Source organism: Acinetobacter sp. IK31 (assembly GCF_035615195.1).
GTDB classification, from domain to species: Bacteria; Pseudomonadota; Gammaproteobacteria; order Pseudomonadales; family Moraxellaceae; genus Acinetobacter; species Acinetobacter calcoaceticus_C.
Genome location: NZ_JANBOB010000023.1, coordinates 61,110 through 82,025, shown reverse-complemented (window position 1 = coordinate 82,025; position 20,916 = coordinate 61,110). Strand labels below are relative to the sequence as shown.

Annotated in this window: 19 protein-coding genes; 10 read left to right on the top strand and 9 right to left on the bottom strand. The window is 40.1% G+C overall.

The window, feature by feature from the left end; translation table 11 throughout:
- Window position 1: 1 nt before the first annotated feature.
- Window positions 2-877 carry a metal-dependent hydrolase gene (locus MSG66_RS12655; protein ID WP_202743488.1) on the bottom strand — a complete coding sequence of 292 codons (876 nt, stop codon included), beginning with the start codon at window positions 875-877 and terminating at the stop codon, window positions 2-4.
- Between the two features lie 121 nt (window positions 878-998).
- On the opposite strand from MSG66_RS12655, the gene MSG66_RS12650 reads away from it, so the two are divergent.
- The 6 genes from MSG66_RS12650 (at window position 999) to MSG66_RS12625 (ending at window position 7,340) form a co-directional block, all read left to right on the top strand.
- Complete coding sequence (locus tag MSG66_RS12650) at window positions 999-2,048, top strand: AraC family transcriptional regulator (RefSeq protein WP_324654288.1); 1,050 nt, start codon at window positions 999-1,001, stop codon at window positions 2,046-2,048.
- Window positions 2,049-2,294: 246 nt separating this feature from the next.
- Window positions 2,295-3,098, top strand: a complete 804-nt coding sequence (trpA, locus tag MSG66_RS12645; RefSeq protein ID WP_017392444.1) for a tryptophan synthase subunit alpha — start codon at window positions 2,295-2,297, stop codon at window positions 3,096-3,098.
- Complete coding sequence (accD, locus tag MSG66_RS12640) at window positions 3,095-3,991, top strand: acetyl-CoA carboxylase, carboxyltransferase subunit beta (RefSeq protein WP_262473843.1); 897 nt, start codon at window positions 3,095-3,097, stop codon at window positions 3,989-3,991. The genes trpA and accD overlap by 4 nt, the downstream gene beginning before the upstream one ends.
- A complete protein-coding gene (gene folC, locus MSG66_RS12635; protein ID WP_202743485.1) occupies window positions 3,988-5,274 on the top strand; it encodes a bifunctional tetrahydrofolate synthase/dihydrofolate synthase in 1,287 nt (428 codons plus the stop codon). Before accD ends, folC begins: the two co-directional genes overlap by 4 nt.
- Complete coding sequence (locus tag MSG66_RS12630; protein ID WP_202743484.1) at window positions 5,265-6,323, top strand: SPOR domain-containing protein; 1,059 nt, start codon at window positions 5,265-5,267, stop codon at window positions 6,321-6,323. Before folC ends, MSG66_RS12630 begins: the two co-directional genes overlap by 10 nt.
- An 87-nt stretch (window positions 6,324-6,410) precedes the next feature.
- The gene (locus MSG66_RS12625; protein WP_324654287.1) at window positions 6,411-7,340 is read left to right on the top strand and encodes a DUF6929 family protein; all 930 of its coding nucleotides are present in this window, start codon (window positions 6,411-6,413) and stop codon (window positions 7,338-7,340) included.
- Between the two features lie 145 nt (window positions 7,341-7,485).
- Here MSG66_RS12625 and MSG66_RS12620 read toward each other — a convergent pair whose 3' ends face one another.
- From MSG66_RS12620 to MSG66_RS12610, 3 genes are all read right to left on the bottom strand, one after another.
- A complete protein-coding gene (locus MSG66_RS12620) occupies window positions 7,486-8,067 on the bottom strand; it encodes a dual specificity protein phosphatase family protein (protein WP_324654286.1) in 582 nt (193 codons plus the stop codon).
- Window positions 8,064-8,876: an MBL fold metallo-hydrolase gene (locus MSG66_RS12615; protein WP_324654285.1), complete on the bottom strand. Its 813-nt coding sequence runs from the start codon at window positions 8,874-8,876 to the stop codon at window positions 8,064-8,066. Before MSG66_RS12615 ends, MSG66_RS12620 begins: the two co-directional genes overlap by 4 nt.
- 315 nt (window positions 8,877-9,191) lie before the next feature.
- Window positions 9,192-9,842, bottom strand: a complete 651-nt coding sequence (locus MSG66_RS12610) for a peroxiredoxin (protein WP_324654284.1) — start codon at window positions 9,840-9,842, stop codon at window positions 9,192-9,194.
- Window positions 9,843-10,249: 407 nt separating this feature from the next.
- Between MSG66_RS12610 and secA the strand changes: the two genes are divergently transcribed.
- Complete coding sequence (gene secA, locus MSG66_RS12605; protein WP_324654283.1) at window positions 10,250-12,970, top strand: preprotein translocase subunit SecA; 2,721 nt, start codon at window positions 10,250-10,252, stop codon at window positions 12,968-12,970.
- Window positions 12,971-13,101: 131 nt separating this feature from the next.
- Window positions 13,102-13,533, top strand: a complete 432-nt coding sequence (locus tag MSG66_RS12600; RefSeq protein WP_324654282.1) for a hypothetical protein — start codon at window positions 13,102-13,104, stop codon at window positions 13,531-13,533.
- 65 nt (window positions 13,534-13,598) lie between these two features.
- Here the strand turns inward: MSG66_RS12600 and MSG66_RS12595 are convergent, their stop codons facing one another.
- Window positions 13,599-14,909 (bottom strand): MFS transporter, encoded by a 1,311-nt coding sequence (locus tag MSG66_RS12595; protein ID WP_324654281.1) that lies wholly within the window; start codon window positions 14,907-14,909, stop codon window positions 13,599-13,601.
- A gap of 133 nt (window positions 14,910-15,042) precedes the next feature.
- Window positions 15,043-15,684 carry a PAQR family membrane homeostasis protein TrhA gene (trhA, locus tag MSG66_RS12590; protein ID WP_042897496.1) on the bottom strand — a complete coding sequence of 214 codons (642 nt, stop codon included), beginning with the start codon at window positions 15,682-15,684 and terminating at the stop codon, window positions 15,043-15,045.
- Window positions 15,685-15,811: 127 nt separating this feature from the next.
- Here trhA and MSG66_RS12585 point away from each other — a divergent pair, with 127 nt between their 5' ends.
- Window positions 15,812-17,023 carry an SAM-dependent methyltransferase gene (locus tag MSG66_RS12585; protein WP_324654280.1) on the top strand — a complete coding sequence of 404 codons (1,212 nt, stop codon included), beginning with the start codon at window positions 15,812-15,814 and terminating at the stop codon, window positions 17,021-17,023.
- A 12-nt stretch (window positions 17,024-17,035) separates the two neighbouring features.
- Entirely contained in the window at window positions 17,036-17,455 is a 420-nt protein-coding gene (locus MSG66_RS12580; RefSeq protein ID WP_324654279.1) for a GNAT family N-acetyltransferase, read from the top strand.
- Between the two features lie 29 nt (window positions 17,456-17,484).
- On the opposite strand, the gene MSG66_RS12575 is transcribed toward MSG66_RS12580, so the two are convergent.
- From MSG66_RS12575 to MSG66_RS12565, 3 genes are all read right to left on the bottom strand, one after another.
- Entirely contained in the window at window positions 17,485-18,345 is an 861-nt protein-coding gene (locus MSG66_RS12575; RefSeq protein WP_324654278.1) for a patatin family protein, read from the bottom strand.
- An 11-nt stretch (window positions 18,346-18,356) separates the two neighbouring features.
- Window positions 18,357-18,614, bottom strand: coding sequence for a hypothetical protein (locus MSG66_RS12570; RefSeq protein ID WP_133971853.1), 258 nt, complete (start codon window positions 18,612-18,614; stop codon window positions 18,357-18,359).
- 164 nt (window positions 18,615-18,778) lie between these two features.
- Window positions 18,779-20,914: a 3-hydroxyacyl-CoA dehydrogenase NAD-binding domain-containing protein gene (locus MSG66_RS12565; protein ID WP_324654277.1), complete on the bottom strand. Its 2,136-nt coding sequence runs from the start codon at window positions 20,912-20,914 to the stop codon at window positions 18,779-18,781.
- Between the last annotated feature and the right edge of the window lie 2 nt (window positions 20,915-20,916).

The window sequence follows — 20,916 nt, the reverse complement described above, 5'->3', positions numbered from 1 at the left end:
GCTATAAACCTGCTTGCCAAAATGCTTCACCAGCCGCAATTGGATCATTTGTTTTCTCTAATGTTTCAATCCAAACAGGGTATTGGCGAATCACCGGATGCTGACTTGGGTGGAAGTCTTTTTTAAACCAGTCCAGATATTGGCTTTTCATGGCTGTTAAAGTACCATTTTTACCAAAGAACCAAGGTAAACCCTTAAGGCTCATCAAGAGTCTTTCTCTAGAACTAAAACCATCACATTTCAACATGACATTGGTGCGATAAAGCGTAAAACCAAACATCAATACTGTTGTAGCAACTAATACAAAACGACGAGTCGACTCAGGTACTTCACCGACTTGCTTCATGACATCAAAAGCAACATCACGGTGTTCCATTTCTTCAATGGCATGCCATGCAAACAGTGCTCGAACATACGGATGTGCATTTTCCAATGTTTTTTTGTTGCTATAAAATGTCTCTGCCATTAAGGCTGTTAAATGTTCGGCAGCAGCAGTCATAGCAATATTGTATTGAGGTGAGCGTTTTGTCAGTTCAAAGCGGAAAATCTTTTTCAGCGTGGCCGTGAACTGGTCAACGGGCATGCCTTGCTCTTTCATGATTTGATTCATTTTGTCATGAGCAATACCGTGCTGAGCTTCTTGTTTAATAAAGTCCACAACTCGCCTTTGTAGTTCTGGATCATCAATTTTGTCACGGAACATACGAACGCATTCGATAAAATAACGCTCTCCATCTGGAAAGGTTAAGCTGAGTGCATCAAACATACGAGTCAAAAAAGGATCATTATTAAACCAAAAGCGAGGTGCTTCGTTTAAATGAAAATCTAAATCTTTACGAACCACTGGTTCGACCTGATAAGCAACATGTGCGTTCATATTTTTATTTCTCGCATCTAACATGTTCACTAGTATGTCGCGACTGGTCGGCTTTGTTTTGACAGTTATTGCCAATTTTTATACAGTTTGCGACAAGATGGCATTAGAAAAAGGATGAGCCATGCAGGATTTCACTATTTCAAATGGTTATTTTTACCTTTGGAATACGTATTTAAAAGAAAAGGGGATGGATTGGCGGTTATTAAACTTAACTGAAGCACAAGCTCGCCAAGTTCAAAATATCTTATCTGCTTCTATCGATGCTCAATCATCTTTAACTTTTTTTCTTGAGCTTTTAGAGCTGACCGAATCTCGACTACAAGTTTCCAATTTAGCTTTGGAAATGGCGACCTGTATTACACCTGCCAATTTTGGTGTGTTGGGTTATATGGCATCCCGAAGTGATAGCCTTGCGCAGGTGCTCGAATATGTCATGAAGTTTCATCGTCTGGTGATTGATGGTGAACAAGTTGTGCCTATGCAAGTTGAACAAGACGCTTCTAAAATTCGTTTGTATTGGCCGTTGGTTGATGACAGTAATATTATACTTTGTGAACTGACCTTGGCGGCTATGGTGCAGCTTGCCAAACAAATTGCGCCATTACATGATTTTCTTTTGCAACAAGTTGAGTTCGTGCACCGCGCACGTGGCCCATTAGTGCACTATCAGCGTTTCTTCCAATGCAAATTATCATTTGAAAAATCTTACTATGCATTAACTTTTGCAAGTGAGGGGCTAAGTATTCGTCCACAAGATGCAGACCCGACTTTAATGCAACTTTTGGTAAAACAGGCAGAAGAGGCGTTAGCTCAGCGTAAAATACATACAGATTTAGCTCAGCAAATCCATTGGATCGTACATGAATATTTTAAGCAAAGGCAGCAAGCCCCTAAAATAGAAGATATTGCCATCGAGTTGAATATTTCAGTGCGAAGCTTGCAGCGTCAGCTACAGTCATTAAACACTTCATTTAAATTAATTTTAGATGCAGAGCGCATGAGACGTTGTGAAATATTACTCAACCAAAATGCAAGCCTAACTTTAATTGCTGAACAATTGGGATATTCGGACCAGTCGGCACTTGCACGGGCCCATAAAAATTTGACAGGACAAACCTTACTCACAAGAAAAAGACAATTACAGCTAACCCATAAAAATGCAGTGAAATAGTCTTTTTATGGCGGTTTTCTATTTAGATGACGATCTAATAATGATTCGAAAATAGGAAGCTTTGATCATTGAGAAAAGTTTCAAAATATTGATAAATGTACGCCATGGGTTGTATGAATCATACAATCGAATATCGCCATAACGTTAGAGCTGTTCAATGGACAAAAAATAGCGTTAAAATGCGATGTTCTTGTATTTCTACAAACAACTCCTCAATTTTAAATAATTCAAGGAAAGCACAACCCTATGTCACGTCTTGCCACCCGTTTTGAAAAGCTTAAGTCCCAACAACGTAAAGCGCTTGTATCTTATGTTATGGCGGGTGATCCACAACCGCAAGTAACAGTTCCGTTACTGCATAAAATGGTTGCGGCAGGAGTAGATGTCATTGAGCTTGGTTTACCATTTTCAGATCCAATGGCTGATGGTCCGGTAATTGCGCTTGCCGCTGAACGTGCACTTGCAGCAGGGACTAACACATTAGATGCTCTTAATATGGTAAAGGAGTTCCGTGAACAGGATCAGGATACACCTGTTGTCTTAATGGGTTATTTAAATCCGGTTGAAGTGATTGGTTATGAGAAATTTATTTCTCACGCGAAACAGTGTGGTGTAGATGGCCTATTGCTGGTGGATTTACCGCCCGAAGAGTCAAAAGAGTTTGGTGCTGTGTTGAAGCAACATGACATGGATCAAATCTTCTTGCTCGCGCCAACTTCTACAGACCAACGCATTCAACATGTGGCAAATCAGGCAAGTGGATTTATCTACTATGTTTCACTCAAGGGTGTAACGGGAGCCGCAACACTAGATACGGCAGAAGCTGCTGCACGTATTCAGAAAATCAAAAATGCCACTGATATTCCAGTTGGTGTTGGTTTTGGTATTAGTGATGCCGCTTCAGCAAAAGCAATGGGTAGTGTTGCTGATGCTGTGATTGTGGGTAGTGCTTTCGTTAAAAATTTTGCAACGTTGGCAGCGGATGACGCTGTTGAACAGACGGTGAATAAAGTCAAGGAGCTTCGAGCAGCGCTCGATGAGTTAGTATGAATCAAGAAGTGAAATCAGGGAAAGTTCTTAACCCTGCGACCCCATGGACACAACGTCCGGTTCCAGGTATTGAAGTCGCAAATGAGCAACAAATTCTCAAAGCAACATTTACTGAGCCAACGATTGAATGCCCTGAATGTCATGCTCTCGTGACACGTACAGCAATCTCTTTCAATGCGTATGTTTGCCCGCAGTGTGATGAACACTTACGAATGAAAGCTCGTGATCGTTTGAACTGGTTCTTCGACAATGTAGTAACAGAATTAGGACAAGAGTTTAGCGCGAAAGACCCGTTAAAGTTTGTCGACACCAAGCCATATCCAGATCGTATGCGTGAAGCACAAAGCAAAACTGGTGAAACAGAAGCTTTAATTGCAATGCAAGGCAATTTAAATGGCGTTGATTTGATTGCATGTGCTTTTGAGTTCGACTTTATGGGCGGCTCTATGGGTACTGTAGTGGGCGACCGTTTTGTTCAGGCTGCCGAACTTGCTATTGCAAAACGTCAACCATTAGTCTGTTTCGCAGCTTCTGGTGGCGCACGTATGCAAGAAGGCATGTTGTCACTTATGCAAATGGCGCGTACTTCAGCGGCGATCCAAAGATTAAAAGATGCAGGCTTACCTTATATCGTAGTTTTAACACATCCGGTGTATGGTGGTGTAACAGCTTCTTTAGCAATGTTGGGTGATATTCATATTGCTGAACCTAAAGCCATGATCGGCTTTGCGGGTAAACGTGTAATTGAGCAAACTGTACGTGAAACATTGGAAGAGCCGTTCCAACGTGCAGAATATTTGCTTGATCATGGTGTAATCGATCAGATTGTTCATCGTCATGCTTTACGTGATACTGTATCTCGACTTGTATCGAAATTGATGAACTTACCTTGAATCAACAAGCTCCACTTTCAATAGATTCTTTAGATACATGGCTCAATTATTGGAGCCATGTTCACGTTACAGGGATAGATCTTGGTCTGGAACGTGTAATTCCTGTTGCAGAAAAGCTCGGTGTAACTCAGCCTACTGCTAAAGTTTTTACAGTAGCCGGAACGAATGGTAAAGGCTCAACGACAACCACACTAGCTGCTATATTAAATCAGCAGGGTTATAAAGTTGGGTTATATCAGTCGCCCCATATCTATCGCTTTAATGAACGAGTCAAATTAGGTGGAGTCGAAATCGATGATCAAAGTCTGATTGATGCTTTTGTTCAAGTCGATCAGGCTCGTCGCGATTGTGATTTAAGCTTATCTTTTTTTGAAGCAACCACTTTGGCTGCTTTTGTCATTTTTAAACAACAGCAATGCGACGTATGGGTGCTCGAAGTTGGTTTGGGCGGACGCTTAGATGTTGTTAATGTAATTGATCCCAACGTTGCGGTTATTACTAATATTGGCCTAGATCATACTGATTGGTTAGGCGATACCATTGAAAAAATTGCTTTTGAAAAAGCAGGAATTATTCGTCCACAAATTCCGGTTGTCTTTGCTGGCGAACAACTTTTACCTCAAGCAATTCAAGATAAAGCAGAAAGTACGCAAGCAATTTTATATACCGTTAATCGTGATTATTTTTATAAACTCGCCGATGATGGACAAAACTGGTACTTTGCCTCAGAAGGAACCACTTTAAAGCTTCCTTTAGGCCGTTTAGCCATCGAAAATATTGCGGGGGCGGTTGCAGCCATTTTAAATAGCGGACTTGAAATTTCTCAGTCTGCTTTAGAAAAAGGTATTCAAGCTGCACGCTTAGCAGGACGTTTTGAACAGCGCCAAGTGGAAGGCAAAACAGTAATTTTTGATGCCGGACACAATCCACATGGTGTTGAATTTTTGTTAAAGCAATTGCGAAATTTCTTAGAATACAATAAACAGTACACAGAAGTTGTCGCAGTATTTTCAATGCTGGCAGATAAAGATATAAAATCAGTAGTCGATTTATTGAAACCTACTGTTTTACATTGGAAAATTGCTGAATTGAATGTGCCGCGTGCTGCATCGATTCAGCAGCTCACTGAGGCCTTGCAAGGTCAGACAGTACAACAATATGGCAATATCAAAGAGGCATTTAAATCAGCGCTTGAGCAAACAAATAACAATCAGCTGATTTTGGCCTGTGGTTCGTTTCATACTTTAGAAGCGATTTGGGAGTATTTGGAAGAATGTCAATGAATAACAAACAACGCTGGATGGGTGGTGTTGTTTTACTGGGTGGTGGTGTTTTATTGGCAGCATTACTTCTAAAAGGAAATGAGGAAATAAAACAGGTTGAAGTTCAACCACCTGCATCCACATCACCAAAAACTCAAACTAAGCCAAAGCAAGCAACCGAAGGACAAATGGTACAACTACAACCTCTAGCGGTTGATGTTGAAACAGAAAAGCGTTTGCTAGAAGAACAGCGCCGTTCGCGTGAAAAAGCTGTTGCAGAACAGGAAGCACGTGCAGCAGAGTTTTTAGCAATGCAACAGCAAGCTGAAGCCGACGCTGCTCGTAAAGCAGCGGCAGAGTACGCTGCGATTAATGCGCGCCGTACAGCAGCTCAAGAAAGTTCAGATAATATTCCACCAGAGTTAGTGGGTGAGGCGAAAGCTAAAAACCAGCAAGCCAATGTAGCGAATAAAACAACTGATACTTCAAAAATAGATGCAGATAAAAAAGCAGCCGAAGCAAAACGACAAGCAGAAGCAGCCAAAAAAGCAGCTGAAGCAAAACGCCAAGCAGAAGCTGACAAGAAAGCAGCTGAAGCAAAACGTCAAGCAGAAGCTGACAAGAAAACAACTGAAGCAAAACGTCAGGCAGAAGCCGATAAGAAAGCAGCTGAAACAAAACGCCAAGCGGAAGCTGATAAGAAAGCAGCTGAAGCAAAACGTCAAGCAGAAGCTGATAAGAAAGCGTCAGATGCTAAACGCAAAGCCGAAGCTGATAAAAAAGCTGATGCTGAAAAAGCACGTGAACTGCTGGAAAATGGTGATAAAAAGTGGATGGTGCAAGTTGCATTGGCTGCTAACCAAGCAAATGCAGATTCAGTTGTTTCTAAATTACGAGCTAAAGGCTACAAGGTAACTACGAGCCAAACCAGCAAAGGAATCCGTATTATGGTTGGACCAGCGAAAGACCGTGATACAGCAGATGCAGCTCGTAAGAAAATTACTTCTGATTCAAGTTTAAATATGAAATCGGCTTGGGTCATTGACTGGGTACCGCTTGATCAGCGATAACGGCTGATCATCCCCTAAATCAAATCAGGAACACTTCAAAGGCTTTATTCTTGTGAGGAGTGTTCCATTCAATAGGGGATCTTGAAGATGAATACAACGATCAAAATATTAGAACAATTTGTTTTTGCACAAGAGTCGGTGATTAGCGCACTGTCTGGAGTCGCTTGTGTGGGGGATGATGTTTACTTTGTTGGTGATAATCTCCCTTATTTATTAAGAATCAATCGAGCCCAGAACATGGCCGATGCAACGGTCTTTGAAAAAATTCCGTTATTTGAACCTTCAGAGCAAATACCGCTAAGTGCATTAAACAAAGAACAGAAGCCTGATTTTGAAGCTTTAACCTCCATAAGTTGGAACGGACAATCACAGCTTTTGGTGATGGGCTCGGGTTCTACAGAAAATCGAAAACGAGCATTACTCTATAACCCTGCCAATGATCAGGTCAGAACTTTCTGGGATGCGGTTGATTACGATTTTTTGCAGCATCAGGTTGAATTAACAGGCGGAGCTGATCTCAATATAGAAGCCATATGTTCAGACCATCGTTATCTCTATATCTTTCAACGTGGTAACATCAATCTCCATCATGGGGTTTTAGTCTTTGATTTAAACAAAATTCAAGCAGGAAAATCCTTAGAAAATGCATTTATACATTCGCTCAAACTGAGCTTAGCTGAGCTTGATGGTTCAGCAAGTGGTATTTCAGATGCTTGTTTTTTAGCGGATAAAAATTTGATTGTTGCTACAGCTACGGTCGAACAAACACTCAATACCTATGATGACGGTGTTGTCTTGGGAAGTTTTATTTTGGTGTTTTCGCCTGAGGGTAAAGCTTTAGCAGCTCATTTGATTCGAGATGCGAACGGACAAACGCTGCCAATCAAGGTTGAAGGGATTACTTGGTTCGAGTCGAGATCCGATGGCGAAGTCTTTTTATTAGTGACAGACAGTGATGGTGGTGATTCTGAAATTTTGAAGGTATTACTTAGCAACGCCGCTTTGGGAAAATCATAAAGTTAAATCATATTTTTGATAATCATCTATCTTTAAATGTATGTTTTTCGATGTAATTGATAATAATAAAAACAATAAATAAGTTGGTGATTGAGCCAACTTATTTGCCTAATACTCGTGTTTGCATACAAAAGCAATCCAGTCTTTAACTGCTAGAATTCGACAGTTGCTGTTGAGTCCATTTAACATTTTCAGGTGTAAATAGGCGGTCAATGTTCTTCCAGATAATATGATAGCCATAACCGCCTTGTTTCATTTCTTTAACCGCATCATCAATTGCCCAATTCTCAAAAATAATTCGATACATGGCAACACTAGCTCCTGTACGGTCTGAACCATGGTAGCAGTGCAATAGAACACGTTGATTATTCTGCTTGGCAACTTTAATTTGTTGCATGACTTCTAATAGATCTTGTCGGTCGATTGCCCATGTATTGATAGGAATATGCACAAGGTTGAAATTTTCATTTTTAAAAACTAAATCATCTGCCGCTTTAGCCCTTAAGTTAATAATAGTTTCAATTTGATGGCTTTTTAACTCAGGAATCATCATTGCATCGGGTTGTTCACTGCGAAAAACAGTATCACTAATCTGATAAAAGTTATGGGTCTCAGAGACTAAGGTCCCCCAGTCTTGGGGGCGATGCTCATGGGCAATACTTTCATGCTGCATACATCCCTGTAAATTTATACAGATGACAAGTGTAATGAGCGATAATTTTTTCATGTTTGGTACCGGTTAAGCTCATAAGGATCATGAGCACAAATTATTTCAATCGTTGGCTCATGTTGAGCTAAATGCTGTAAGCGTTTGAGATTAACAAGACGTTTCTCATTATCTTCTGCAAATGTTTTTTCCAGCAAACTAAGTGATCTTAATTTATTTTTAGGGTTTAACTCTAGATGTGAATAGTATGCATCTCCACAAAATAATAACCATCGATTTTGTTGCTTTATAGCAATACCACAATGACCAGCTGAGTGACCCAATAGAGGCACCATTAAAATCTCATCTTGAAACAGAGGAAAGCCTTTTACTTTTTCAAGGTTAAACCATGCTTCGCCTTGCTGATATTCAACAAAGTTCCAGTAGCGATGATCTTTATATTGATTGGTCCTATAACGAAGTTTTCCCTTAAAATTTGGAAGTTGGGCCGCATTATATTCTGCTGCTAAAACATGGACAGTGGCATGGGGGAAATCTGAAATTCCACCTGCATGATCAAAATCAAGATGAGTAACAAAGATGTGCTGTACATCCTTAGGATTAAACCCAAGCTTTTGGATTTGCTGGATGGCACTAAACTCAAGGTTAGTCTCAATTTTGCCTAGACGTTGGACTAATGAACCTAGTCGCTGCTTCATGTGTAGGTAATCTTGCAATCCAAAACCTGTATCAATGAGCACTAGACCTCGATCGGTTTCAACCAGAAGGCAATGGCAGACGACTTCAGCCCGGAAGCCTTTTTGTCCAAAGAGTGGGGCACAAACAGGGCACATGCTGCCACACTTTAAATGATGAATTTTATAGATCATGATTTTTATTTTTTATACCGAATCGCTTCGAGTTATAACTGATCTGAGCAGTAAAAACCATGTGTATTCAATACATAAATAAAAAGCCATCGCGCTGGATGACTTTTTAGGGTGTGATATTTACTTAAGATTTTCTAAAAAATTGGTACTTGCTTCGCATGTCCTGTTATGAACTTTTTAACTAGTTGCGTACGTGCCACTGACAGTTTGTATTAGGAAAATTTCGAATGTTTGCCTACGCGCTTTGCTTGTCTTGTAGCTAACTTCTCAAATGTTTGCCTACGCACTTCGTTTGTCTTGCAAGTAATAAAGTCTTTAGTCGGCTTTATTACTTTCAGGCTGTGGTGTTAAGCGTAAATAAGGTTTAACCGCTGTATAGCCTTTAGGGAAGCGCTGTTTAATTTCTTCTTCATCTTTAAGTGAGGGAACAATAACGACATCTTCGCCTTGTTGCCAGTTCGCTGGCGTCGCTACTTTATGCTTATCAGTTAATTGTAATGAGTCAACAACACGTAAGACTTCATTAAAATTTCGGCCTGTTGAAGCAGGGTAGGTAATAATTAAGCGAACTTTTTTATTCGGATCAATAATCACTAAAGAACGCACTGTAAGCGTTTCACTGGCATTTGGATGAATGAAACCATATAGCTCAGATACTTTACGGTCTTTATCTGCAATGATTGGAAAATTTACAGTCGTGTTTTGTGTTTCATTAATGTCATTGATCCAACCCTTATGAGACTCTACATCATCTACTGACAGAGCAATCGCTTTAACATTACGCTTCGTAAATTCATCTTTTAATTTTGCTGTGTAACCTAACTCTGTTGTACATACTGGAGTATAGTCGGCTGGATGTGAAAATAAAATTCCCCAACTATCCCCTAGAAAATCATAAAAATTAATTGTGCCTTCGCTCGATTCTTGTTGAAAATCGGGGGCAATGTCTCCTAATCGTAGTGTCATGATCGTTCCTCAATTGCTCATAATTTGTTATTCGATCCAATAAATATGCAGCATTATCTTTATGATTAAAATTATTGTTTTTGTATTTTATTATGAGTTTTTTATATAAGTGTAAATATATATGACTAAAACTCACTATTTTATGTGCTTAATCAATGTAACTTTAAGGTAAATTTGCTAAATTAGATTTCTCGGAAGTTATGCTTAATAGATGAGCGTTAATGTTACGTTTTTAGGTGCAAGGCACATTACGGGGGACTAGGTGAATGATAAAACCATTCGTCTAACTATCAGATTTTTTTTAGGGGTTTTGTGCAAAACCCTTGTACTTCAAATTTCTGGCACCATAATAAACGACTGAGAAAAAGTTTATTCATTTGACCAAGCAAGATTTAGAGAGTTTATCCATGTTGGCAAGTCTGATCGGAGGTATCTTCGGTACAAAAAATGAGCGCGAACTCAAACGCATGCGCAAAATTGTTGAGCAAATCAATGCGCTCGAGCCGACGATATCAGCTTTAAGCGATGCAGACTTATCTGCAAAAACTCCAGAATTCAAACAACGTTATAATAATGGCGAAAGTTTAGATAAATTACTTCCAGAAGCGTTTGCAGTGTGTCGTGAAGCTGCCAAACGTGTAATGGGCATGCGTCACTATGACGTTCAGCTTATTGGTGGTATTACCTTACATGAAGGTAAGATTGCCGAAATGCGTACCGGTGAAGGTAAAACCCTGATGGGTACTTTGGCGTGTTATTTAAACGCATTAAGTGGCGAAGGCGTTCATGTCATTACTGTGAACGATTATTTAGCACAGCGTGATGCTGAGTTGAACCGCCCATTATTTGAATTTTTGGGTTTATCAATTGGTACCATTTATTCAATGCAAGGTCCATCAGAAAAAGCGGAAGCTTATCTTTCTGATATTACTTACGGTACCAATAACGAATTCGGTTTTGACTACTTACGTGACAACATGGTGTTTTCTTTAGCAGAAAAGAAACAGCGTGGCTTGCACTATGCCATTATCGATGAAGTTGACTCAATCTTGATTGATGAAGCACGTACACCATTAATTATTTCTGGTCAAAGTGAAGACTCTTCGCATCTTTATGCTGCAATTAACACAATTCCACCTAGATTACGTCCGCAAAAAGAAGAAAAAGTCGCAGATGGCGGGCATTTCTGGATTGATGAAAAGCAGCGTTCAGTTGAAATGACCGAAATTGGTTATGAAACTGTTGAGCAAGAGCTTATTCAGATGGGCTTGTTAGCCGAAGGTGAAAGCTTATATTCAGCAACGAATTTAAGTCTTGTTCATCATGTGTCTGCCGCTATTCGTGCACATTTCTTATTCCAACGCGATGTTCACTATATTATTCACGATGGTGAAGTGGTTATTGTTGATGAACATACTGGCCGTACAATGCCAGGTCGTCGTTGGTCAGAAGGTTTGCATCAAGCTGTTGAGGCAAAAGAAGGTTTGGAAATTCAGCCTGAAAACCAGACTTTAGCAACCACAACATTCCAGAACTATTTCCGTCTATATAAAAAGCTTTCAGGTATGACAGGTACTGCTGATACTGAAGCTGCGGAAATGAAAGAAATTTATGGCCTTGATGTTGTGATTATTCCAACTCACCGCCCAATGGTACGTAATGACCAAAACGACTTAATTTATTTAAACCGTAACGGTAAATATGAAGCGATTATTCAAGAAATTATGAATATTCGCCAGCAAGGTGTTGCACCGATTCTTATTGGTACAGCAACCATTGAAGCCAGTGAAATTTTATCTTCTAAGTTAATGCAAGCTGGTATTCACCATGAAGTGTTGAATGCAAAACAACATGAACGTGAAGCTGATATTATTGCTCAGGCAGGTAGCCCGAATGCGGTAACGATTGCAACCAACATGGCTGGTCGTGGTACTGACATTATCTTAGGTGGTAACTGGAAAGCAAAACTTGCCAAACTTGAAAACCCTACTGCTGAAGATGAAGCACATCTGAAAGCACAATGGGAACAAGATCATGAAGATGTATTGCAATCAGGTGGTTTGCATATCATTGGTTCTGAACGCCATGAATCACGTCGTATTGATAACCAGTTACGTGGTCGTGCGGGCCGTCAGGGTGACCCTGGTGTTTCTCGTTTCTATTTGTCTCTTGAAGATGACCTTATGCGTATTTTCGCAGGCGACCGTGTCGTTGGCATGATGCGTGCGATGGGTTTAAAAGAAGACGAAGCGATTGAACATAAAATGGTGAGTCGTTCAATTGAGAACGCTCAGCGTAAAGTTGAAGCACGTAACTTTGATATTCGTAAAAACTTATTGAAATACGATGATGTGAATAATGAACAGCGTAAAATCATTTATTCACAACGTGATGAAGTGCTAGCTGAAAATACTTTAAAAGAATACGTCGAAGAAATGCATCATGAAGTGATGAAAGGCGTGATTGCGAACTTTATTCCACCAGAGTCAATTCATGATCAGTGGGATGTTGAAGGTTTAGAGAATGCTTTACGTATTGACTTAGGTATTGAGCTACCAATTCAAGAATGGTTAGATCAAGATCGCCGTCTAGATGAAGAAGGTTTAGTTGAGCGAATCAGTGATGAAGTGATTGAACGTTATCGTCAACGACGCGCTCAAATGGGTGACGAATCAGCAGCAATGCTTGAACGTCACTTCGTTTTAAACTCTCTTGACCGCCATTGGAAAGATCACTTAGCTGCAATGGATTATTTGCGTCAAGGTATTCACTTACGTGGCTATGCGCAAAAGAATCCTGAACAAGAATACAAGAAAGAAGCTTTCAACCTGTTTGTAAATATGTTGAGCATTATTAAAACTGATGTTGTGACTGACTTGTCTCGCGTTCATATCCCAACCCCAGAAGAACTTGCAGAAATGGAAGCTCAACAGCAGCAGCAAGCTGAATCGATGAAGCTTTCTTTTGAACATGATGATGTCGATGGTTTAACGGGTGAAGTTACACTTTCTCAAGAAACCATGAACGAGTCTGACGATCAGCAAACTTTCCCTATTCCAGAAAGTCGCAATGCGCCATGTCCATGTGGTTCAGGACTAAAATATAAACAATGTCACGGTAAGATCTAATCTGCCTGCACAAAAAAAAGCAGAACAATTGTTCTGCTTTTTTTTGTTTGTAGTAAGCCTGTGAATAATGTTTGCAGTTTTAAGCATTAAATGCTATTTACTTCTCATCCAGAGTGTATGTTGGAAAGACAATGAAAAAAGTATTACAACCTTTATTTTTAACTGTTCTTGCTGTGCCTAGTTTTGTTTTCGCAGCAGAAACAGCTTCGGCTCCTCAAACGACAACGGTTGATAAAGTCCTTGCAGCAAAAGGGCCAACTTCGGCTCAGGCTGTAGTGAAGCAAGAAAATACAACAGTGATTAGTCCGCGTACAGGCATTCGCTATACGTTGGGTAACACAAATAATCGCCCAATTATTTTACAAACTACTGCGATTGCTCCGGCAAACTCAGCAAATATTAATCGTATTGTGGCAGCTAACCCTGCTTTATCTACGAAGAGCCAAGAAAAAGCAAAAGTGGCTTTAATTGGGGAAGCAGCAGTGGCAGGCCCAGCGGCAGTTGCAGCAAGCAATATGACAACTCCAGCTTTGTCTCCTGCGAATCCAGCAACGATTAATTAAGTTGTATTTGTAAAAAAAGCCGGTTCAAGATTGAACCGGCTTTTTTATATTAATATTTTTTAGTTTTAGATCTGATTATTCACATCATCATTTTTTGTTTCACGAATGAATAAGAAAGCGACGAGTGATAAAAGTGATGCCGCAGTAAGATAATAACCAACAGCATATAAACCATAAGTTTCAGCAAGCTTCGTTGCAATAAGTGGAGCAAATGATGCACCAAAAATGCCTGCCAAGTTAAACGTTAACGCTGAACCTGTATAACGAACTGAAATTGGGAAAAGTTCAGAAAGAACTGTACCAATCGGACCATAAGTCAATCCCATAATCGCCAAGCCTGTACATAAGAAAAGGAAGACAATTAATGTATTTCCTGACTCTAACATACTAGAGAAGAACAAGCCGAAAATTGCAGCGGCAATACAAACTCCAATAGAGGTTGTTTTACGACCAAATTTTTCTGCAAAAATAGCCGATAAAGGGATGAATGCAGCGAAGCACAGTGTGGCAAAGAGTTGAAGTTCTAAGAACTCACCACGCGCATAGCCAAGTTTAGTGGTTGCCCAGTTTAAGGCAAATACGGTGGTAAGATAAAACACGACAAACGTACAGATTGCTGCAATCGTACCAAGTACAAGTTTGCCTGTATGTTTAGTTAAGACTTCTTTAAATGGAATATTGACTTCTTTTTGCTTATCCAAGACCTTTTGAAATGCTGGAGTCTCATGGAGTTTTAAACGGATATATAAGCCAACAATCACTAATACAGCACTTGCAATAAACGGAATACGCCAGCCCCATTGCATGAATTCCTGCTCAGGAATGACTGCACCCAATAATAAAAATGAACCTGTTGCCAAAATAAAGCCAATTGGAGCGCCGAGCTGTGGGAACATGCCATACCAAGCTCTTTTACCTTCTGGGGCATTTTCGGTCGCGAGTAATACTGCACCACTCCATTCACCACCCAACCCCAAACCTTGCCCTAGACGACATAGAGCCAATAGTAAAGGCGCGGCAAGACCAATTTGTGCATAGGTTGGAAGTAAACCAATACATACAGTTGAAACGCCCATGGTCAGTAAAGCTGCAACTAGGGTGGCTTTACGACCAATACGGTCTCCTAAATGACCGAATAACGCTGCACCGATAGGGCGAGCAATAAAGGCAATGGCGAAGGTTGCTAAAGATTGTAAGACTGCGGCACTACCACTACTAGCAGGGAAAAACAGGTGAGGAAAGATAATTACGGCAGCTGTTGCATAGATATAAAAGTCGAAGAACTCAATGGTTGTACCGACTAAGCTTGCAAACAAAACCCGCGCTTTTGAATTAGTGGCTACTGCCGGAGCAGCAGTCGCAGAAGTTGACTCCATATAAGACCTTATATCAGTTAAAATTTATTTTTGGTTTACTATTCTTTTTAAAGACGTATTTTTCTCAAAGAATAGCGTGAAAGAACATCATCCATGACTCTTTCAGGATCACTGAATAAGAGTGAAAAATGAACTAAACAATGTACCAATAGATAGCAAGAAAATGTGCTCCTGCACCTAAAAGCACAAAAATGTGCCAGATCGCATGGGTATATCTTACCTTTTTTAACGCGTAAAACAATGCTCCAACCGTATAAGCTAATCCGCCAATGATCAAGAAAATCAATGCGTCTTTACTTAAATAAGTGCGCATATCATCCATGACGAACACGGCAAGCCATCCCATTAATATATAGGCAAGCAAAGAAATTTTTTGAAAGCGATGAATAAAAACTAACTTGAAAAGTGTACCAATTGCAGCGATGCTCCATAGAGCAATCAGCAGAATATGAGCTTTTGTAGTAGGTATAGCGATGCTTAAGAAAGGGGTATAGGTCCCAGCAATTAAATAATAAATGGCCGTATGGTCAAGTTTCTTATACCAGTAGCGTAGATTTTGTGTTTGAGCAAAATGATAGAGTGTTGAACTGGTGAAAACTAGAATTAGACTAAATGAGTATACCCATAAACCAATCCACTGAGCAGTTGAAAGATAAGATCCCTTCATAATTAAAAAGATAGAAGCAATAACAGCCATAACGACACCAGCTCCATGGCTGTACGCGTTAAATAGTTCTTCTTTAGGATCGTAAGTTTCCAGTACAGATTTACTCATAAGTTTAATTTTTTTGATTAAAAATACGAATGTATAGAAATACAAAACAGTCGTAAAGTTATTTTATTTTTAATCCTAGACCCTTTAAACTTCTATTTCATATGAGTCTTCATTTTTAGGTATATCCGTGTCGGTTTTTTCCTTTGAGCAAGAACAGCAATTCTTCCATGAAATTAAGCAAATGCTTGATCAACAAACTTTTGAGCGTTTGATTTTGAGCCAATATAAGGGAGATTTGGAACAACTGGAAAAAATCACTTTCCGTATTGTTGAGTTACATGGGCAAAAACAGCTTTCAGCTTTGTATCACCATACTACTCAGGATATGACCAAAAATTATTCATTTGAAGAGGGTTTACAGCAGATTGAACAATTAATCATACAGTGTAAGCAAGCGAACTTATTTTCGGCTACTCAAGAAATTCAACTTAAAAAAAATAAGAAAAAAGCCATGTTAAATATGGGTAAAAAGCAGGCGGTAAATGCGACGCAAATGGTTCAGACACATGATCGTGAAAAGCAACGCTATGTACAGCAGGGCAATGCATTTCTAAAAGAGCTTGGTATTACCGATGAAAAGGGCCAAATCATTCCAAGCATGGCCCGTAAATGGAAACAGATAAATAAATTTATTGAAATTTTTGCGAGTGCTTATGAGCAAATTGATGCATCTCAGCAAGAACTACGGATTGTAGATTTTGGCTCAGGTAAAGGTTATTTAACTTTTGCGTTATATGACTATTTGCAAGAACAGCAGAAAACACCTCTAATTACAGGTGTTGAATTACGCCCGAATCTGGTTGAGTTCTGCCAAAAAGTTGCAGACAAAGTTGATTTTAATCATTTAGATTTTTTTGAAGGTGATGTACGTAGTTATCAACCGGAAAAACTTGATGTCATGATTGCCTTGCATGCTTGTGACGTTGCGACCGATTTTGCGATTCATACAGGCATTCGTTTAAATGCTTCTATGATTATGTGCGCGCCGTGTTGTCATAAAGAATTACGTCCACAATTACATAGTCCAGAAGTTTTACAGCCAATGCTGCAATTCGGCATTCATGCAGGACAACAAGCCGAAATGTTGACTGATACATTACGTGCATTGCTTTTAAAGGCATATGGCTATGAAACTAAAGTTTTTGAGTTTGTGTCGCTTGAACATACCAGTAAAAATAAAATGATTTTGGCGACGAAACGTAAAAATGTTACTCAGCCTGATGCCAAGATTATGGCTCAAATTCAAGCTTTGAAAGAAATGTACGGCATTCAAAAACATACTCTAGAATTGTTATTACAAGACCAGTTGCCTATCGAAAATATTGGCTGTAAATGCTAAGCAGGTGAATAGATGTTTAGAATTATAGCGGGTGATTGGGAGCAGTTTGGACAAGATGCCAAGCTCATTCGTGAGCAGGTTTTTATTCAAGAGCAGGGAATTTCCCCTGAAGATGAATGGGATGATCTGGATGCCACAGTTCTGCACTTTATGGTGTATGACAGCGATCAGTCCATTGCGACAGCACGCTTGTTACCACAGCATAGCGTAGGGCGGGTAGCTGTTTTAGTACCTTATCGCAAGCGAGGGATCGGCAAAATTTTAATGCAGCACATTATTGATTATGCGCGCCAGCAGAACTTACCTTATCTAAAGCTTTCAGCTCAAACTTATGTGACCGCGTTTTATGAAGCATTGGGCTTTGTCGTTCAAGGCGAGGAATATCTAGATTGTGGCATCCCACATATTGATATGATTTTAGAGTTAAGTTGAGACTTCTTTTTAGAAATCTCAACTTAGGTTTACTTCATTGCATTCCAGCTTTCAATTGCTTGTAGACCTGTTTCTAAACCGACTTCATAGCTATAGCGAAGCTTTTTCGGATTAGTGCTTAAACGGCCCGCCATATTTTTAAGTGGCGGTGGACAAATTTCTAAAATTTGCTGGTCTGGGTTAGGACCACGGACAAAATCGACCGAAGCGTTATAGCGAGCACAACGGCTACGTAAGCTATTTGCAAAACCATAATGATGTTTAAACGCATATTTCGCGAGGAATTGATCACCGCGACTACTGGCCTTAAAGTAGTTTTTCGGGCGAGTGCGTAAAACTAACAGTTTTTTGACGTCACTTTGCTGAGCCGTCCAGTGAACGGGTAGTGCATCCGCAACACCGCCATCAAAATAAGGTTCACCCATAATTTCAACAGGATGACGTGTTAAAACCGGTATCGAGCTAGATGCACGAAGTGCATTTAACAAGTTGTCTTTACCTGCACGAAGATATTCAGCATGCCCAGTTTTAGCATGCGTCAACACCATATAAAAATCAGGGTTTTTAGCAAAAAGACTTTGCTGATCAAGCGGATGCTCTTGTTCGCCAATCTCCCACATCCATTTTAAATCAAGTAAATCACCGCCTTTAAAAAAGCGTTTGTAATCGATAAATTCAGGACGTAGTGAGTGATCAATATAAAATGTTAACGTGCGGCCTTGTTGACCTGCTAAGTAGTTTGCAACGTTGGTTGAGCCAGATGACACGCCAACATATAAATCGAAAGGATTGAACTGTTGTTGTAAAAATGCGTCAAGTACACCACTGGTAAAGGCACCACGCATGCCTCCACCCTCTACAACAAGTGCATTACGGGAAAAATCTGTCATTTGATATCTAATTACTGAGTTGAGTTCTGATGTTCTTTCATATCCATTTCAGACATGTTGTTACTATGTTGAGCGTGTTGCTCTGTGGAATTTTCAGCTTTTTGCTGCATTTGCTCTTGTTGTGCTTTGCGCTGAGCTCCTGGCATATAGTCAGGTTCATTACTCATCGCTAAATAGAAAAAGCCAAGGAAAATCGCACTCAAAACACCAACGATCAGAACAAATTTCCAGCCTAAAGCTGCTGACTCGGAAGAATTTTTATCGGACATAAGGATTTCTCGAATGTGCTGTAGAAGCACAAAAATGAAGTCTATTTATAGCATATTTAGGCGTGAGGCTGAAATCTTAAAGGTCATAAAGAAAAACCCATATAAATAAAATATATTTATATGGGTAAGGTTTATGCAGTTTTTAAATATTCGTTAAACCTAAGTTATTGAATATTTTGTTTCTGCTCAGCTTTAGTTTTTAGTAATACTGGCGGTGTAAAACGTTCGCCATATTTGGCAGCCAATTCTTCAGCTCGCTTCTGTGCTTTCTCGATACCATATTGGTTGAGGAACTGGATTGCACCTCCGGTCCACGGAGCGTAACCAATTCCAAATATAGAACCAACATTGGCATCAATCACCGACTCCAATACGCCTTCTTCATAACAGCGTAGAGTGTCTAAAGCCTGTACAAACAAAATGCGATCAATCATATCTTGCTCAGAAATATCATGATCTTTTTGCCAGCGATTTAAGCCTTCCCAAAGGTGCTTTTTACCATTTTCAGGATAGTCATAGAAACCTGCACCCGCTGCTTTACCTTTACGGTTCAGCTCATGAATCATGGTATGAACCACTTCATCTACAGGCGTTTTAGGTAAATCTTTACCTTCAGCTTGTAATGCTTTACGTGCTTCACTGGCAACATGTTCGGTTAAGGTTAAAGATACTTCATCTTGAATAGCGAGAGGACCTATAGGCATGCCTGCCTTCAGTGCTGCCATTTCAATACGCGCTGGGTGGACACCTTCAGCAAGTAGACGCATACCTTCTTGAATGAAAGTACCAAATACACGACTGGTAAAGAAGCCACGGCTATCATTTACAACAATCGGCGTTTTTCCAATTTGTTGTACAAAGTCGTAGGCTTTAGCAAGTGTGTCACTTGAAGTGTTTTTCCCTTTAATAATCTCAACCAACTGCATTTTGTCGACTGGGCTAAAGAAATGTAGTCCAATAAACTTCTGGGCATCTTTACTCGCCGTTGCCAAACCTGTGATTGGTAGGGTGGAGGTATTCGATGCAAAGATTCCACCTCCAACTAAATATTGTTCAGCTTCTTGAGTGACTTTGGCTTTGAGCTCTTGGTTTTCAAATACGGCTTCAATAATTAAGTCACAACCTTGGAGGTCTTCCGCTGAAGCTGTAGCCGTAATCAGAGATAAAACCTGATCACGTTTTTCTGCGGTCATACGACCTTGAGAAACACGTTTATCAAGAAGCTTTTGTGAGTAAGCTTTACCTTTTTCAGCATTCTCAGCAGAGACGTCTTTCAACACAACTGGAATGCCTTTAATTGCGGCTGAATAGGCAATGCCTGCACCCATCATGCCCGCGCCTAGCACACCAACTTTGGTCGCTTGCCATTTGGCAACATCGGCAGGACGGCTAGCCCCAGACTTAATGGCATTTAAACCATGCCAGAAAGTACCGATCATATTTTTAGAGATTTGACCGGTGGTGAGTTCGGTGAAGTAGCGAGATTCGATGCGTAAAGCGGTATCTACATCGACCTGAGCACCTTCAACCGCTGCCGCCATAATTGCTTCAGGGGCAGGATAACAACCTTTGGTTTTGTCTCTTAACATGGCTGGGGCAATCGCAAGAACTTGAGCAACTGCCGGAGTTTTTGGATCGCCACCTGGAATTTTATAACCTTTAACATCAAAAGGTTGTTGAGACTTAGGATTAGCTTTTACCCAGGCGATCGCTTTATCTAAAAGCTCTTGTTCGTTTTCGGCAGTGTCGTGGATTAACCCTAAAGATTTTGCTTTATCGACATCAAACTGCTTGCCTTCCATTAAAAACGGGAATGCATTTTGAAGGCCTAGTAAGCGTACCATGCGAACAATACCGCCACCGCCCGGTAATAGGCCTAAAGTAACTTCTGGTAAGCCAAATTTACTTTTAGGGTCATTGATTGCAATACGATGGTGACAGCTTAATGCGATTTCCCAACCACCACCAAGCGCTGTACCATTTAATGATGCAACCACAGGAATGCCTAGAGTTTCAATGGCACGTAAATGACCTTTTAGTTTTTCAACCATATTAAAAAAGTCAGTCGCATTTTCAGGCTGAACTTGAATCAGCTCATCTAAGTCGCCGCCAGCAAAGAAAGTTTTTTTGGCTGAACGAAAAATAACGCCCGCAAGTGCTGTTTCTGCTTTAAGTTTTTGGGTGACTTTATCAAGCGAGTCACGAAACTCGGCATTCATGGTGTTTGCAGATTGACCAGTTGAATCAAGCGTTAAAATGACAATATTGTCGGCATTTTTTTCGTATTGGATTGCACTCATCT

Coding starts and splice junctions, on each gene's coding strand:
- MSG66_RS12655 (WP_202743488.1), bottom strand. CDS start 877: ATGAACGCACATGTTGCTTATCAGGTCGAACCAGTGGTTCGTAAAGAT.
- MSG66_RS12650 (WP_324654288.1), top strand. CDS start 999: ATGCAGGATTTCACTATTTCAAATGGTTATTTTTACCTTTGGAATACG.
- trpA (WP_017392444.1), top strand. CDS start 2,295: ATGTCACGTCTTGCCACCCGTTTTGAAAAGCTTAAGTCCCAACAACGT.
- accD (WP_262473843.1), top strand. CDS start 3,095: ATGAATCAAGAAGTGAAATCAGGGAAAGTTCTTAACCCTGCGACCCCA.
- MSG66_RS12630 (WP_202743484.1), top strand. CDS start 5,265: ATGTCAATGAATAACAAACAACGCTGGATGGGTGGTGTTGTTTTACTG.
- MSG66_RS12625 (WP_324654287.1), top strand. CDS start 6,411: ATGAATACAACGATCAAAATATTAGAACAATTTGTTTTTGCACAAGAG.
- MSG66_RS12620 (WP_324654286.1), bottom strand. CDS start 8,067: ATGAAAAAATTATCGCTCATTACACTTGTCATCTGTATAAATTTACAG.
- MSG66_RS12615 (WP_324654285.1), bottom strand. CDS start 8,876: ATGATCTATAAAATTCATCATTTAAAGTGTGGCAGCATGTGCCCTGTT.
- MSG66_RS12610 (WP_324654284.1), bottom strand. CDS start 9,842: ATGACACTACGATTAGGAGACATTGCCCCCGATTTTCAACAAGAATCG.
- secA (WP_324654283.1), top strand. CDS start 10,250: ATGTTGGCAAGTCTGATCGGAGGTATCTTCGGTACAAAAAATGAGCGC.
- MSG66_RS12600 (WP_324654282.1), top strand. CDS start 13,102: ATGAAAAAAGTATTACAACCTTTATTTTTAACTGTTCTTGCTGTGCCT.
- MSG66_RS12595 (WP_324654281.1), bottom strand. CDS start 14,909: ATGGAGTCAACTTCTGCGACTGCTGCTCCGGCAGTAGCCACTAATTCA.
- trhA (WP_042897496.1), bottom strand. CDS start 15,684: ATGAGTAAATCTGTACTGGAAACTTACGATCCTAAAGAAGAACTATTT.
- MSG66_RS12580 (WP_324654279.1), top strand. CDS start 17,036: ATGTTTAGAATTATAGCGGGTGATTGGGAGCAGTTTGGACAAGATGCC.
- MSG66_RS12575 (WP_324654278.1), bottom strand. CDS start 18,345: ATGACAGATTTTTCCCGTAATGCACTTGTTGTAGAGGGTGGAGGCATG.
- MSG66_RS12570 (WP_133971853.1), bottom strand. CDS start 18,614: ATGTCCGATAAAAATTCTTCCGAGTCAGCAGCTTTAGGCTGGAAATTT.
- MSG66_RS12565 (WP_324654277.1), bottom strand. CDS start 20,914: ATGAGTGCAATCCAATACGAAAAAAATGCCGACAATATTGTCATTTTA.